10 protein-coding genes are annotated in these 15,565 nt (G+C 65.5%); 2 read left to right on the top strand and 8 right to left on the bottom strand.

Going from position 1 to position 15,565, the window contains the following annotated elements:
* Positions 1-77 precede the first annotated feature (77 nt).
* The 4 genes from fxlM to fxlA all read right to left on the bottom strand — a co-directional run bounded on the left by fxlM (position 78) and on the right by fxlA (position 5,812).
* A complete protein-coding gene (gene fxlM / locus Cba03nite_RS10205) occupies positions 78-1,307 on the bottom strand; it encodes a methyltransferase, FxLD system (RefSeq protein ID WP_203744549.1) in 1,230 nt (409 codons plus the stop codon).
* 48 nt (positions 1,308-1,355) lie between these two features.
* Positions 1,356-2,534, bottom strand: a complete 1,179-nt coding sequence (locus Cba03nite_RS10200) for a lanthionine synthetase C family protein (protein WP_203744547.1) — start codon at positions 2,532-2,534, stop codon at positions 1,356-1,358.
* Positions 2,531-5,587, bottom strand: coding sequence for a lantibiotic dehydratase (locus tag Cba03nite_RS10195; protein WP_203744545.1), 3,057 nt, complete (start codon positions 5,585-5,587; stop codon positions 2,531-2,533). The genes Cba03nite_RS10200 and Cba03nite_RS10195 overlap by 4 nt, the downstream gene beginning before the upstream one ends.
* 72 nt (positions 5,588-5,659) lie before the next feature.
* Positions 5,660-5,812: an FxLD family lanthipeptide gene (fxlA, locus tag Cba03nite_RS10190; RefSeq protein ID WP_203744543.1), complete on the bottom strand. Its 153-nt coding sequence runs from the start codon at positions 5,810-5,812 to the stop codon at positions 5,660-5,662.
* 751 nt (positions 5,813-6,563) lie between these two features.
* Between fxlA and Cba03nite_RS10185 the strand changes: the two genes are divergently transcribed.
* Positions 6,564-7,760, top strand: a complete 1,197-nt coding sequence (locus tag Cba03nite_RS10185) for a helix-turn-helix domain-containing protein (protein ID WP_239125616.1) — start codon at positions 6,564-6,566, stop codon at positions 7,758-7,760.
* A gap of 256 nt (positions 7,761-8,016) precedes the next feature.
* On the opposite strand, the gene Cba03nite_RS10180 is transcribed toward Cba03nite_RS10185, so the two are convergent.
* The 4 genes from Cba03nite_RS10180 to Cba03nite_RS10160 all read right to left on the bottom strand — a co-directional run bounded on the left by Cba03nite_RS10180 (position 8,017) and on the right by Cba03nite_RS10160 (position 13,700).
* Positions 8,017-8,442 (bottom strand): hypothetical protein, encoded by a 426-nt coding sequence (locus Cba03nite_RS10180; protein WP_203744540.1) that lies wholly within the window; start codon positions 8,440-8,442, stop codon positions 8,017-8,019.
* Positions 8,443-9,085: 643 nt separating this feature from the next.
* Entirely contained in the window at positions 9,086-9,934 is an 849-nt protein-coding gene (locus Cba03nite_RS40720) for a hypothetical protein (protein WP_239125615.1), read from the bottom strand.
* Between the two features lie 158 nt (positions 9,935-10,092).
* Entirely contained in the window at positions 10,093-11,730 is a 1,638-nt protein-coding gene (locus Cba03nite_RS10165) for a UvrD-helicase domain-containing protein (RefSeq protein WP_203744536.1), read from the bottom strand.
* Positions 11,709-13,700 (bottom strand): ATP-dependent nuclease, encoded by a 1,992-nt coding sequence (locus Cba03nite_RS10160; protein ID WP_203744534.1) that lies wholly within the window; start codon positions 13,698-13,700, stop codon positions 11,709-11,711. The genes Cba03nite_RS10165 and Cba03nite_RS10160 overlap by 22 nt, the downstream gene beginning before the upstream one ends.
* A gap of 602 nt (positions 13,701-14,302) precedes the next feature.
* Between Cba03nite_RS10160 and Cba03nite_RS10155 the strand changes: the two genes are divergently transcribed.
* Positions 14,303-15,280 (top strand): DUF2637 domain-containing protein, encoded by a 978-nt coding sequence (locus Cba03nite_RS10155; protein WP_239125614.1) that lies wholly within the window; start codon positions 14,303-14,305, stop codon positions 15,278-15,280.
* Positions 15,281-15,565: the final 285 nt, after the last annotated feature.

Below are 15,565 nucleotides of genomic sequence, written 5' to 3'. Positions count from 1 at the left end.
ACGGCGGCTGTCGCGTCCGAGAAACAGCGACGCGTGGATCCGCTGGGGGTGACGGGGAGCGTTGCGCAGGACCGGCCTCAGCGTGCTGGGTACTCGACCGTCAGCGAGCAATCCCGCTTGGCGATCACGACCAGGCCGGGCTGGTCGTCGGCGAGCGTGCCGCCGCGGTAGGCGATGACCTTCGGCTCCTCTTTGCGGGCCGCGTCCCAGGCCCGAATCTGTGCGCACAGCCGGTCGGCGAGCTGCGGGCTGGCGGGGCCGTGCGCGGCTGCGCCGAGTTCCCATCGGCGTTGTGGCGCGTCGGACTTGATCCTCAGCACGAAGTACGCCAGCGAGTCGCCCTCGGCTATGGCCGGGCTGCGTACTGGAATGGCCGGCTTGCACAACCCGGACGCGACGGCGGCGGGCTTGGCCTCGATGCGGCACGTGCCAGGCTCTACGGCGGTCATCCGCAGCCAGATGCCGTCGAACGGCTCCTCCGCCACGATCGTGACGTCCGTCCAGGTCTCGGTCTTCGGCTGGTCGAGCACCTCCGCGAGCGCGGCGGGGTTGATGGCCTGGTCCTCGTCCCAGTAGAGGTGCACGGTGCCGTCGGGGTCGATCGCGGCGGACCTCTCGCCTTCCTGCCCGATCATCGGTACGAAGCCGCACAGCACGACCGACTCCGAGACGAGCCGGTCCCGGTCGCGGACCAGGGCGAGGCTGCGCGTCTGGCCGCGCCAGCGCAGCGGCACGACGATGCGCCCGCCGGGAGCGAGCTGGTCCCACCAGGCGGCGGCGAGGTCGAACGCGCCGACGGTGACCACGATCTTGTCGTAGGGCGCCGCTTCGGCATAGCCGAGGGCTCCGTCGCGGGTGACCACGCGGACCTGCGTGTAGCCGTTGGCGTCGAGTGCTCGGCGGGTGCCGTCGGTGACCCATGGGTCGATGTCGAGTGTGGTCACCTCGCCGTCTGGTCCGGCGAGGTGGGCGAGGTAGGCGGCGTTGATGCCGGTTGCCGAGCCGATCTCCAGAACGCGGTCACCGGGCTGGATGTCGGCCTGGTCGAGCATCGTGGCGACGAGTGTCGGCACGGAGGAGCAGCTCAGCGTCGCGCCGGTGTCCGGGTGCTTCAGCGTGATGACGGCGAGTTCGGGATTGTAGGCGTCCTCGGCGGTGACGTCGGGGTTGATCTCGCGCAGGAACTCCAGGCGCGGGATGGCGCTCATCGTGTCGATGGTGCGTGGTCGGTGCGGGCTGTGCGCGTTGATCGCGGCGATCATGCGCGAGTGCAGCTCTTCGGCGGGTGTGTCGGTGGCGATGCTCATCGCGTCCTTCCGGGCAGTCGGGTGGTCTTCGGTTGTGTGGCGGGCTGGTCAGCCGTCCAGTAGCAGGCAGGCGTCCCAGCGAGACAGCGGCAGGTGGGTGCGGGTGATGCTGTGCTGGGCGAGGTGGATCCCCTCGGCGCCTTCGAGAAGGCCGTGCCCGCGGACGGGGTGGTCTCGCAGGTGGCGATCGAGGCGGCCGATCAGGTACGGCATCCGGTCGGTGAGCCGGTGCGGATCGTGTGAGTCCGCGGCGACGCGCCAGACGGTCAGCGCGAGCCCTGCCCAGCCGTGGCACAGGGAAGCGTCGGTCACGCGGTTGAGTTGAAGTCCATCGCCGATGGCGGCGGCCAGGGCGTCCTCGGCGGATCGCCGGCGGTGTTCGTCGGCCAGGGCGAGCCCGGCGAGTTGCATCGCTCGGGCGATGCCGGGCGTGCCGTAGCACCACGAAGGGCGGTGCGGGTGGCGGGCGTGTGATGTGCCGGATCGCAGTTCGCCGAGCGAGATCGTCTCCGGCCACCAGGGCTGCGCGGCGGTGCCTCGTCGCCAGGTATTCAGCCAGGAGCAGACGCGCTCGATGGCCTCCGGTTGCCCAGCCACCGTCGTCCCGCGTCTCATCGCGGATGACAGTAGTGCGAGCGGCCCGGCGATGCCGTGGGCCATGCCGAAGTTGCCGTGACCTCCCACCCAATCCGGTGACGGCATGTCCTGCGGGCCGTGGGCGGTCCACCAGCCAGGCACCAGACCGTCGGGCGACAGCAGTGGGTCAGTGAGCCGGACCAGGTATTTGAGCACGCCGCGAAGGGTCGCGTGGTCTCGGTCGCGGCGCAGCATGTATACGCCGAGCCCGGTCAGCCCTGAGATGAGATCGAACTCGGCGAGCGCGGGCGGCCGCTGCCCGTCTATGCGGTCGTGGGCGGTAGCCAGCCGCTGCTGCACGATCTGACGTATCTGACCGTCGAGGACGTCCAGTGCGGGCGCGTACGCCTTGCGTTCGGCGGCGTGGAGTGCGAAAGCCACGGCCGGTGCGCCCCGGAAGAGGCTCGCGCTGGGGTGGGTGCTCACCTCATGGCGCATCGTCGCGGCCGCCCAGTGCTGCACCGTCGACCACTCGCACAGACCACAGCGGGCAAGCTCGACGTGTAGCAGTGCGATTCCGGGTGCCCCGGTCGCGAGCGACTGGCTCCAGCCCGGTTCGGGATCGTCGGTCGGTGGCAAGACATCGCTCATAGTCGGGTACCAGCCCGGGTCGTCCAGGACACACCCGCTTGCCGCGCCAGCCGTCGTGCGATGCGCTCGCCGGCCGGGTCGATGCCCACCGCGCGGTTGTGGTGCATGTGAAGCAGCGACTCGAGCACGTCAGCGCGCGCATCGCCGCCGATGTGTTCGGCGTAGTCGGCCAGACCCAGGTTCCGAGCCCGCCAGGCAGCCGCGACTTCTTCCGTCGACGGCGGCGACCAGTCCGTCCCCGGCCCGGTCAAGGCGAGCACGTGGCGGGCGATGTCACGATCGATCGCGGGGCCTGTGGCGGGCGGGCGCGAGGTGAGCCAGTTCATCGCCTCCTCGAGGCCGCCGAGGAACCCTGCTGCGATCGACACCATCGACACCGCTACCTGGGCCGTCGGTGGAAGTCCGAGCTCAGTCGGGCCGCGTAGTAGCGCGCCGACGACGGCGGAGTCCGTGGCGAACACCCGCTCGGCGGCGGACATAGCCGGGCCGGTGCCGTAGCGGCCGACCTCGGGGTAGTACGTGTCGGCCACGACATGCCCGAGGACACCGCGTTCTCGCAGCCGGTGTGCCCACTGCCCGGCCGCTGCCGTATACGAGGCGTGGTGATACAGGTCGGGGGTGTGCAGCCTCAGTCGCAGGTGCGGGGTGTCCAGCGGGCTGCGGTAGCGCACGAACCACATCTGCGGGTCACCGTCGATCATGTGCATGAGCTTCGGCAGGTGAACGCGGATGATCTCGTCCATGCGTTCCGGGTGTGTGAACAGCTTGAGCTGTATCCAGCGGCTGTCCGGAGCGCCAGGGGTGTGCCCGTGACGGTTACCGATCGTCGGCCGTGCCGGGCGTAGCGGCGAGGGTGCCGGAGGTCGGCAGGTGACGAGCGGGATCGCGATCTCGTGTACGTGCCCGCCGGCCCAGCCGAAGTCGCCGGCCGCGCCTGGCGCCTCGGTGAAGGTCGCCGCGGGGTGGCGGTCCAGATGCTGGCGCAACAGGACCCGGTGTGCGGGGACGGTGAGGTCCAGGCGCAACGTGCGGTCGTCGTCGCGCAGCTCCACGACGTCCGGGCAGCGCCACGTCGCACGCCAGCGGGCCAGCGCCGAGTCCCAGGCGGCGGTCGCGGCCGGCGGCGCGGGCAAGACACTGGCGGCGAGCTGCCAGCGGGCCGGGGCGATGACGCTGCGTCGGTACCGCAGGCGCGGCAGGAACGGCAGGTCATGGCAGTGCGGACCCCAGTCGACCTCGGTCCACAGCGCACCGAACCCGCGCGCCAGGTGCGCGAGGAACCGCACGAGCGGCGGGGGCTGCTTCTGCAACGCCAGGGCGTGCAGGACCTGCGGCTCGATGACCTGGTTCCGCGAAACGCCGACCAGGTAGAACCGCTCATGCGTTGCCAGGATCGCCAGGTCGTCCAGCGTCACGTCCGCGGCCAGGTCTGCCCGGTGGTGCTCGCCGAAACGCATCACGTTCGGCAGGAACGCCGGGATGCGGCAAACGTTCTCCGCGTGCGGGTAGGCGGGCGGGAAGCTCATCTGCACCGGCACGGCACCGTCGACCGTGACCGGCAACGACCGGTACACGTCGTCCAGTCCGCTGCCGGTGGACAGGACGCTGAAGCGGCATGTCAGCGTCCCAGCCGACCGGGCGGGTGTGACGATCAGCCCATAATCCCCTGCGGTGAGCGCGTTCGTGTCGGTGGCCTGGATACGTGCGGCCAGCTCCACGTGAGCGGGAAAGTGCCGGCCGTCGAAGCCGTTGTCCTTGGTCAGCTCGGCGAGCACGTCATCTGTCAGCACCACCTCGCCGGTGCCGTCGGCGATCGCCTGCATCGCCAGGCCGAGCAGCAGTTGATCCCGGCGGGTCGGCGGCTCGACCGGCTCGGCAGCCACCGTTCCCAGGTACGACGCCGGGAACCCGAGCCCGGAGTCGAGGTCCGTCACGTCGGTGACGGGCACGAGCACCCCCGTGCCGTAGCGCTCGATGAACCTCGTGTGGAAGTCCTGCCACGCCGCGTCACCGGCAGGCCGCCGCGACAGGCGCAGCATCACGCTCGCGGCGTGCTCCATCTCTTCGGCCACCTGCGCCGGGATCTTCATGTCGCAGTCGAGTACGAGGTCCACCGCCAGCGGATGCCGGCCATCCGTGGACAGCTCGGCCATCCAGGTCATGATCTCGTCGCGGCGCTCCCGGCGGCCTGCTCCTGGGCCCGGCCGGTTGTGCATCCGCAGCCCGGTCCCGATCATCGCCAGACGCCGCAGAATAGGCGAGGCGGCAGGAATCTGATCGGCGCCGACCGCATCGAGACGTTCGATGACATGGGACAACGGGTCGACCACCGTGAACGGCGCTCGCAGGTCGGTGATGAGGAAGCCCTGCTTGATGAGACCCGCCAGCAGTGCGTGAAGACTTTCCACCTTCCCGCCGGGGAACAGCGCGAGCAGGCGTTGGCTGAGCGCACCGACTTGGATGGGCGTCGCGGTGAGCTCGTGCACTGTCTGAACGGCCTTGGAGTAGGCGACGCTGGCACGCTCGGGACCGAACGGCGTCTCGATCCGGTCTCCGCGCCGCGCGGCGAGGTTCGTGAACTGCACGTTCAGCAGCGACAGCAGATCCGGAATCGCCTCGAGTTTCGTGATGACATCGGCAAGCCACTGCGTATCGACTCGCGCCACGGCTCGGTGCTCCCGACCCCAACGAACTGCGGCGCTGTCTGCCAGCACGACCGGCGCGGTTCCCGCGAACAAGCCGAAGGGAGTCGGACGACCGGTGGCCCGCAGCAGGTAGCGCATCGCAGAGACGCACGCACGGCGGACCTCGCGGTCCCTGATCGACCGGCGGCCGTCCAGCATCGCCTCGATGCTCTGGGCCAGGGAGCGGCTGGACTGCCATACCTCATCGGCGAAGCCGGGACGGTCCCAGATCGCGCGGAGCCAGTCCCTGCACGACCCGGTGTCGTCGAGGTCGGGCCACCAATCCGGCCCGTCATCAAGCGGAGCTACGGCAGCACGCAGTAGCGCGGCTCCGCTGTGCCGATAGAACAGCGTGCGGTCAGGGTTCACGGCTTGCTCCTCCTCATCGGTGTGGAAGGGTGCGGAGCCGGGCGGGCAAGCCCGGCCCCGCGTGGCCTTGGATCAGTTGGGGCTGTGCGTAACGCACGACGACGCGCACGTGCCCGCGCAGCCGTCGTTGGTCCCGCACCGCTTGTTGTCCAGTCCCGGAGGGACGTCGTCGGTGACGCGGAGGTCCAGGGCGAAGGCGTCCTGGACGTCGTCAATTGCCTGCATGACGGTCTCCTTGAAGTCGGATCGGTGTACGGGGTGCCCAGTGGGGCGATCTTGGCCTGTATCAGCGAGCGCCTTTACCTGCCGTCACGGGCCGGCGCGCGGAACCTTCGAGTGCCGGATGCGGTCTCGCATGTCTCACCTCCTCGGTTCGCGTGGGAGAGAGCTCCCGGCCCGGGATGCCACACACCCTGTGTGGTCTCACGGGGGCGATGACCGTGCCAGGTCCAGGCCGGGAGCAAGATGCGGGTCACCCTGGCCGTGACCCGGCTGTGAGTGCTCTCGTCCCGAGCACATACGGCCTGCTGAGCGCAGTCGAGTCGAACATCGCGGTGAACCCGCACAGAGCGCATGGGCAGCGGCAACCGTGCATCGCCACCCGACCTTGTACGGTGCCGATCGGGTCGATGCAGCTCCGTTTGCGCCACCGCCTGGGCAGCCACATGGCCTCTCCTAAGGTCATGCTCGCCGCAGTCAGGCTCACGGCGCGCATCCGTCAGCCGGGTCTCCTACCGCCGCCGCTCTCGACAGCCACCGACGGCAGGGACTTCCGGCGTTGCATCCACCCGCGAGTCGCGAGCGGAGTCGACATCCGTCTGGATTGGACTGTCGACTGACCTGACGTTAGAGCGACGTCGATGCACGGAGTTGCACATAGTTTTCACACCTGTCACAGCTCCAGCGCTGTCAGTGGCGGTCGGAGTCGCCGTAAGCTGGAATAGATCGAGCCCATCGGGCGCCGAAGGAGCGGATCGTGGACAGGGACAGGGTTCTGACAGTCGGCGACAACATCGCAGTGCTGCGCAAAGCCGCCGGCATGACGCAACACAAGCTCGCCCGCGAGGCGAACGTCTCGCACAGCCTGCTGACCAAGGTCGAGACCGGTGACCGGCCCGCCAGCCACGCGTTCGTCGCCGCTGTAGCCCGCGCGCTCCACGTCCCGATCGAACGTGTCTACGGCCAGCCCTACGACGGCTCCGACGTTCCCACCGCCGTCGACGCGCTGCGGGTCGTCCTGCGCGGCTACGACCTGCCACCGGCCGGAGACGTACCTCCGCGCTCCTACGACGAGCTTCGCGCCTCAGTGAAGGCCATGTCCGACCTGCGCCGCGACGGCAAGTACGGCAAACTGGCAGCCCAACTACCCGCAGTCATCGAACAGCTCACCGAGGCCGTGCATGCCACGGCCGGCACAGAGAACGAGCGGACCTACGGCCTGCTGGTCAGCGCCTACTACGTGGCGCACGGACTCGCGTACCGCCTCGGATACGCCGACCTCGCGGAAAGCATCGAGCACAAGCTGATCTGGGCCGCCGAACGAGCCGGAGACCCGCTCGCGGCCGGACTCGCCCAGTGGACGCGGGTCACCACGTTCCAGTCGGCAGGCGACTACCAGCGTGGGCTGCGCATCCTGGACGCCGCCCGCTCCGCCCTGGCAGACCAGGTTGAACGCGACCACGAGGACGCGGCGGTCACCGTGTACGGGAGCATGCACCTTCGAGCCGTCACCTTGGCCTCCCGCGCGGGCGACGCCACCACCACCACAGATCACCTCGCGGCAGCGGAGGAGCTGACGCGCTACGCACCGGCCGACAAGGTCCGCTACCACGTCACCTTCGGCCCGGCGAACCTCCGCATCCACGAAGTGGCCGCCTGGGTCGAGCTGGGCGAGCCTGAACGCGCGATCCGTCGTGGCCTCGACTTCACTCCACCGGTCGGAATGCCCGCCACCAGAGCCGGCCACCACTTTATCGATCTTGCGCGTGCGCACGTGCTCATCGGCAACCGGCCTGAGACACTGGCGGCTCTGGAGTCCGCGAGGCGACTCGCGCCTGAACAGACCCGGTATCACCCGATGGTCCGTGAGACGACCCGGGCACTCCTGACTTTGCACCGCCGGTCGAACTCGGAGCTGACCGCGTTCACCACCTGGCTCGGGATCGAGAACTGACCTCGCGGCCGAAACTGCTGGTTCCGGGCGTAGGCTCGGTAAGGCTGAACCACGATGCCCGCGGCGTGCCCCGTGTTATGCGGGTCAAACGGGCCGGGTGGGGTGCTATGTGGCGGCTTGAGGGCGGGCAGGACTTACCAGATGACGGCTGGCAGGCTGCGGTTGCTGGCGCCGCCATCGACGATGGGCACGGCTGATAGCCGCGTGATGAGTGCAGCGCCCGCCCCGAGCCTGGGGTGGGCGCTGCACGCTGGTTTCAGGCGGTGGCGGTGCTGGTGGCCCAGCCACAGGTGGTCAGGGCGCGCAGGATGAGCGTGATGATCGGGCGTGGTCGGCCCAGTCGTACGGCGAGTTGGGCGATGGAGGCGGTGCCCATGCGGTGTAGCAGTTCAATGAGGTTGCCCCTGTCAGCGGCCAGGGGCGCGGTGGGGGGCACGTCGTAGGCGGCGGTGGTCAGCAGCCACACGCGGGCCGTGTCGGCGGTGTGGGCGGGTTCGGGGCCCGTCGCCGGGGGCGGGTCGGTGTGGGCAGCGATGACGTGCCGGGCGGTGGTGACGGCGGTGCATGGCCATGTCTCGTGGGCGCATCGGGCGTGGTCGCAGTGTTGGCCGTCCGGGGTGCGACGGTGGCGGTCGAGCAGCTGCCGGGCGTCGCGGTAGGTTTGGTCGAGGCGGCGGGTCATGGTGTCTCCCATGGGCTGTGGCGGGAGGTCCATGAGCGCTCGGGGTCGCGTGCCGATCAAGTGGATGCTGATGTGCTAACGCATCGATGCTTTCCGGTTGTCCACCTGCGCTGTCAGATTTCATCCGGCGCGGTTGTCAGGTCCTGTCAGGTCGCCGTGGGCGTGGGGTGAGTCCGGTGTGGCTGTCGAGTCGCCATCGGGCCTTGCGTGGTCGGTGTGGGTGCGTGCGGTCCCGGGGTGGGCTTGGGGCTGTTTCGGTGGGAGGCTGTACGGGTGGTGACGGGCGGGCAGGCGCAGCGGCAGGGCGCGGTGATGGACCGTGCGCGGCGGCAGACGTTGGGCAGTGCGCTGGCCACGGAGATGACGCATCGCAGTGCGGGGTTGTGGGATCAGGGCGCGCGCGGGCGGCTGGAGTCGCTGGCCGTCGACATCGACAAGCGGCCCGGTGCCGCCGACGTCATCGCTGACGCGTTCGACCTTGCCCATTCGCGCCCCTCGGCCGAGACCGTTCAGGTCACCGACGGTGCCGCGGGTGCGGTGGTCCTGGCGCACGGGGCGTCGTGGTCGGTGGTGGCGCGTTCGGGCGGGCCGGTGCTGCTGCTGATCGACGGAACCGCGGCGGTGCTGCGGGTTGATCTGGACGTCAGTTGGCAGATGGAGCTGAAGGCGCTGGTGACGGCTCTGGTGCGCGCGGGGCGGGGATTGCCGCCGGCGGACGAGTCGCTGTCGCCGCCTCCGCCGCCGGACGGGCCGTGGCGCTCGCGCCGGTGAGGTGGGCGGCCAGGCGGGCTTCGGCGCGCTGTCGGCGTTTGTAGGCAACCGGGGCGGCGATGCCCAGGGCTCGGGCCGCTTCAGGCAGTGGGTGTCCGTTGAGGCGGGTCGCGGCGATCAGTTTCACGTCGAGGGCGGCCAGGCTGTTGCCGTCGGCGCGCATCTGCGCGGCGGCCTCCTGCAAGGCCTGACGTGCCGCATCGGCCAGGTCGGGTGGCGGCGCGGGTGGGTGCTCGGACTCGGTCGGGGTGGGCCGCGACAGGTGCGCGGACAGGCGGTGGCCCGCGTAGGCGGTGGCCGTGTCGAGCAGCCTGCTGGCAATGTTGGCGGCGGCCGGGTCGATGACGGCCAGGCGCCGCAGGAAGCCGTAGGCGAGGTCGGCGTCGAGGTCGGCGCGCGCGACGATGTCGTACGGGCGGACTTTCGCCCGCCAGCCCATGAGGCCGGGCAGTGCAAGCCCGAACGCGATCAGCCTGAACTTTGCTCCCGTTGCGGGATCGCGGGAGGCGAGGACGATGCCCGCCCAGATCCGGTCGCGTTCGTCGAAGCCGGTGTCGGGGTCGAGCAGGTGTCCGCTGAGGTGTACCGGTCTCATGGGCCGGTGCGGAAGGCCGAAGCCGAGGATGCCTGCCGGGATGGTGAAGGTCAGGGTGTCGAAGACGCCCCCGAACCAGTCCAGCAGTGGTCCGTCTCGGACGAATACGGGATCAACCGCGGTCATCTGCTCAATTCTCGTCGCGCAGGTGTCGATCACCTAGCGGACATGCCGAGGCGTGCTCATGTTTTTGGTCTCCGACCTGCGGCGGCCGTAGCGGAAGCGATCACTGAATCCTGAGCGGCCACACGATGATCAATGTTGCTGAACCAGTGCGCCGAGCACTACAGATAGTGAACGTTTAGCGCACCGAACCAATTCTTCGCCGTTTCGATAGCCGCATTCGGAGGAGACGACAGAAACGCGACGGCTAAACCATCCCGCGCGCGCGAGCAACAGACGTAGAACAAGTTCCGCGAGCGTTCAAAACGCTGTGGAAGTCGCTCGGTGTTGGCCATCATGTTACCAATGTTGTATTGGTTCCAGCCGTCATCATCGACAACGACAAGCACATTGTCGAACTCGGCGCCCTTTACGCCATGCTGTGTTGAAAATGGCGTGGAGGATTCGCGGAATGTCGTAAACTCTATTACCTCCCGATACGGGACGAGGCGCAAGTTAGCAAGAAAGTCTTTGTCCTTCTCCGCTTCGGGAGTTTCGGCCTCGGCTCTGTCTTCAATAAACCTAATGGCACCAGACTTCTGAAGGACTCTCTTGGTAAATACGTAGTCCAAAATCGTGCCGACGTCGCTATTCAGTCGTAGCTTGGCAAGTTCGGTTAAGATCTTCGCAATATGGACTTTGTCGCTATGCCTGCTGAGCCGCAAGCTGTCGCGGCCGATAACCGAGAAAACCGTTCCAAAATCCTGATTATCGAGGGCTCGACACAAGACCTCGATCTTGGAGAATAGGTCGGCGAACGCGTCGGTTCCGTCAAGAAGGTTGTCGCGTGCGAAGCTGCCGCGCCGATCGTATACATCAAGTAGTCCGCGATACTTCAAACGGTCGGCGATCCCCCTATGGGTCAGCATCAGAACCTTGGTGTTGTCGTCCGTCCAGCCACTCCGCAAAAGTATCTGCCGAACGGCAGCAAGATTTCCGTCATGGCTCACGTCGGGTGCACCTACAAAGAAGGCGACCTGTCCGTCTAGATTATTCCCGGCGGCAACCTGTTGGAGAGAAGGTCGAATCTTGTTGAGAAGCTCAATGACACGTCGAGAGCATCTATAGTTCTCAATTTTGCTGATTCTGGTCAGTCTCTCGTGAGAAACCGATCCAACTCCCGAATTGTAGATCTTCTGCATTGAATCACCGAAAAGGCCGACCAGACATCCGTCTTCGCCTCCTCTGAGTAAGTGGTTCAAGAGTAGATCAATCGTTCGCTTTTCCGTGTCCTGATACTCGTCGACGAAGATGTACGGAAATTGGCTTCTCGCAATGCGGGCGATCTTTGGGTGATGGGCAAATAGACGGTACGACAGCTCGATCACATCGTCGTGGAACAGTTGACCTCTTTCGAATTTCCGTCCGCGATCCGAATAGACCACCGGAAGGGCGTCAAGGAGGACTTCCAGGTTCTCCACCGGCTTGCGGACGGTCGAATTGTAATCAACAAGATGCATCTTGAGCTCTGACTGGAATCTTTGAATGACCGACCACAGGAATTCATGGATGGTTCCGACGAAAACGAGCGGATCATCCGCCAAGCGCTCAGATATCTCGTTCTTCGCTACATTGGTGTAGGTGATACAAGCGATCCTCTTGTTGTTTCGCTCAAGATATCGGCGTTGGCTTGCAAGAAGATATCGGAGTCCATGAACAAGCGCGTAGGTCTTACCGGAACCAGCGCCGGCTTCCACTACGAAACTGCGCCGCTCATCCAGCGCTTCTTCTACCTCTGTCAGTGCCCGCGACTGAGCCATTCTAGCCCTTCCTTGATGTACCTGGGCACGTTCCAGTTCGAAAGATACATAATGTCGAACGCAAGGTCGGTCTTTTTGTTAGACAGGCTTTTGGCCACCTCATAAGAGTTGGCTTGAATGTCAGTCTCGGATAGCGGATCGCCGGTAACGTCGTCGGTAAAATGGTCCTTCAGCGCCAAGCTCGAAAGCTGAGTTGCAATTACCTGCGCGTTTGCGAGAATGAACGCTTCTTCGAAGCTCCTGCCGACCTTGCCCCCGGAAGCCTCAGATACCTGATATGCAACCCTGAACATCCCGTCGACTTTTTGTGATTCCGGAAGCGCGATTAGGTCCGATATCGACACCCGCTTCGGCAGCCACGTCTTCAGAGTCGCATTGGATGTGACGGCACCGGCAACTGACGTCTCACATGCCTTGCCGCGGGAGCTCGGGTCGACGGAGTCGATATCCGTGATGACAAGGGTGGGGATGTTGATGAAGGTGAGTAGCTCCTTGAATTTGTGTGCGTAGGCTCCGCCAACCTCGACTAGCGAAACGTACTTGTGCCTGAGCGTTGGCACGCATTCGGCTATCATGGCCGGGAGCAGGAGGCGCTCCACTGTCCCCTCAACTAGAATTACTCGATCCGCGAAGAACAGATCGCACTTACTCAGCACCATGTGCTGGCGCAGGAATCTCAGCGTATTATCAGCATCTTCCGAAACCTTGCCCTGAAACGTCGACAAGTCCTTAACGACGATGGACGCCGAGTCGGAGTTGTCGAAGTATCTGATATTGGCGAAGCTGCTGCTGGCTACGATGTGCGAGGAGTGCGTCGTGATGATGACCTGAACATTCCATCCCGCCTTGCTTTGAATGTATTCCTTTACGTTCTTGATGAACACCTCCTGCATCTGCGGATGCAGGTGCGCCTCGGGTTCTTCAATAAAGAGTACCTGGAACGATGGCTTGGGTGCCGACTTCAAGTAGGCCTCATATGAAGCCACGCACTGGAGTATCGTGAAGATCAGTTTTGTGTAACCCAGGCCGTTGTATCCTTCGGGCAATAGATGTCCGCCGGACTCATAGTAGAGCCGAGTATTTCCTTCGACAATCCTATTGGCCTCGAAATACGCCTGAACCTTTAGATTCTGTATCGGAGTAATGGTGTCCACGCCGAATCCGTTTAGATCATCGAAGATCGGCTTGAACAGAGTTTCGTACTTGCCGTCCAACTGAACGGCAACTTGCGCAAGAGCGTTTTCTATATCTTCGACACTGGGATTGTCGGCACCAGCCAAGTTGTAATATGCGGCAAAGGTCTTTGAGAGGTTCCTTGTGGTGTCTGCGGACGAGTCGTCGAGCTTATTCTGGGCGTAGATGAAGTTCGTGCTGAATATTTTCTGTACGATGGTCCTGTTAACTTCAACGCGATGTGAACTCGTTACGGCGTCAACTGCATAGTACCGAGCGGCGAAAACTCGTCCGAAGCTTCTTCTGATGTACTTTACTAGCTGATCTGCTGGTTCTATGGCGTACGTCTCTTCGAGAAACTCCAGCGGCTTCGCCATCTCGAGAGCTGCGCAGAGCTTTGCCTCGTGGCTCGACTCGTCGAGGTCCAGAATGATGCTGGCTATCGGCGCGATATCGTCCTCGGCCGTGTACTCAAATGTGAGTTTTAGCTCAATGGACGGAATCAGTGCTAATGCCTGCTTGAGCAGATCTTCTGCTGCTGGTTCGTTGCCGTTGTTGCGCTCAGTCTTGCTCTGCGCATACTTATGGACGGCTGCGACGAGATCGTTGATTCGTACCGTAGATAGATCTTCGATGGCAAAGCTTCCGCCGACGTGGACGAACTTGGAAAATACATCTAGCAGAGATGTCTTTCCAGTGTTGTTCTTGCCAACGATCAAGGTGGTCGTCATGTCGATCGCGATGCATACGTCGAGGAGCGACCTGAAGTTACGTACCTCGACTGCCTTGAGTCTCACTCGTCGTTCCCTCTCGCCGACCTCGCATGCAAGCGTGAGATCGATTTTGGACGGTACCCTGGCTTCGCGCCATGGGACAGTCGGACGGTTCACCCTGTCCGGTGGCTTGCACGCCGGACCGCACCTGGTAGGGGCCTCCGGCGACAGCGCGGTCGTACTTGTCTGAGGGCTCATCTGTCGGCAGAAGCCGCGGAAGCATCTAACTGGACTCGCGCGAGCGGTGCCGCAGCACGCTCTGTTATTGGCCGATGTGCAGGTTGGGGGAGGTGCTGATGAAGATCCCCTGATTCCATATCGAGGTCCCACCGATGACGTATGCAATCGACAGGTCTGGATATCTCGATCAATAACGATAGGTGCCCTTCGTGGCGATGGTCTTAAGGGCTGGCCTGCATGTAGATCGTCTCGCGGCAGATCCTCCGAGCCCTTTCCCGAACGGGTGTCGAGTGTCCTGTGTCACAGGTAGTCGAATCCGGCGGCGGGCAGCACCTGTCCCATAGGTAGAAGTCAGCGCGCCTCGGTCCTGAGGCGCGCTTGACGTCGTTGTCGCCAGCCCGCGCCGGTCCCGGTGCGGGCTGGCTCTTCTTCTCCTGGAGGCCGAGATGACCTTGCAGCAACCTGTTCCGTTGTCCCGGGGCCGCGATCCCGCCGACGACCCGTCACCGCCGGGCGGCGGGACGCGGACGGGGCGGACCGCGGTCCGGCACCGGACCGAAGACCTGGTTCAGATCTCGATCATGCTGGCGATCGGGTTGGCCGCCGCGGCGGCGTCGTTCACCCACGTTCACGATCTCGCGGAGGAGCACGGGCAGCATGGCTGGCTGGCCTGGGCCGACGCGGTCATCCTCGAGTTGATGTCCGTGGCGTCGGGACTGGAGCTGCGGCGGCGCAAACGTCTGGGGCTGGGCGTGTTCTTCCCGGCGGCGGTGCTGGTGGTGGCGGTGTTCCTGTCGCTGTCGGCGCAGGTCGTGCAGGCGCATCGCTCGGTCATCGGCTGGCTGGCGGCGATGCTCCCGGCGTTGGGGTTCCTCGCCATGGTGAAAATCGCGATGGGCCGCGCCGACACCATGGGCCACCTCGACCCGGACTCCGGCGGGGACGAGGACCGGTCCCGGACAAGTCCCCCCGATCGAGACGTCGACCCAGAGGTAACCGCGCTGCTGCCGGCCGCGTTGGCGGCGGCGCGGGATCTGTCAGCGGCCGGCGAGGCGGTCTCTCGGGCGAGTGTGGCCCGGCGGCTGCGCGCTCGCGGTCATGCTCTGTCCAACGCCACCGCCAACGACCTTATGCGCCTCGTGCGCGACGCCGTCGCCAGCGGCGCGCTCACCGCGCCCATCGCTCAGGATGCCGCCCAACGTCGGCAGCTGAGCAGCGCGGGGAGTAGCGCTGACAGCATCAGCAGTCCACTGTCCGAATCGCTCGATTCGCTGACAGCGCCAGTGTCGTCGACCACAGCACCCGAGCGCTCGCCGCCGGGCCGCAGGAGCCACCGGCCCTGCTCACCCAACGAGCCCAACCCCCGGCCTGACCTGGTCCGGGGCAGTTGCACACCTTCACCGACGCCTGGAGGCACGAAATGACCACGACCATAACCATGACGACAGCGACCACCACGCGCACGGGCGGCAGCCCCGGCGGCTTCACGCCGCTGCGGTACACGGCACGACTGTCGGTAGCCGCTGACAGCATGAACGAGCCGCTGCGGCCGGTCGGCCGCCGGGACGCTCGGATACGGCCCCGGGTCTGGGCTCGCCTTGAGGCGAACCCGCAGCCGTACCCGCTGACAGGCGCGGCCCGGCAGCGTATGCCCACTTCACGGGCCGGGCGAGATGAGCCCGATAACCCAGGTGGGTTCTCCCCTGGGC

The sequence above is a fragment of the Catellatospora bangladeshensis genome, from assembly GCF_016862575.1.
Classification (GTDB): domain Bacteria; phylum Actinomycetota; class Actinomycetes; order Mycobacteriales; family Micromonosporaceae; genus Catellatospora; species Catellatospora bangladeshensis.
Note: the sequence above shows the minus strand (reverse complement) of the source record. Positions and strands in the feature narration are given on the sequence as shown.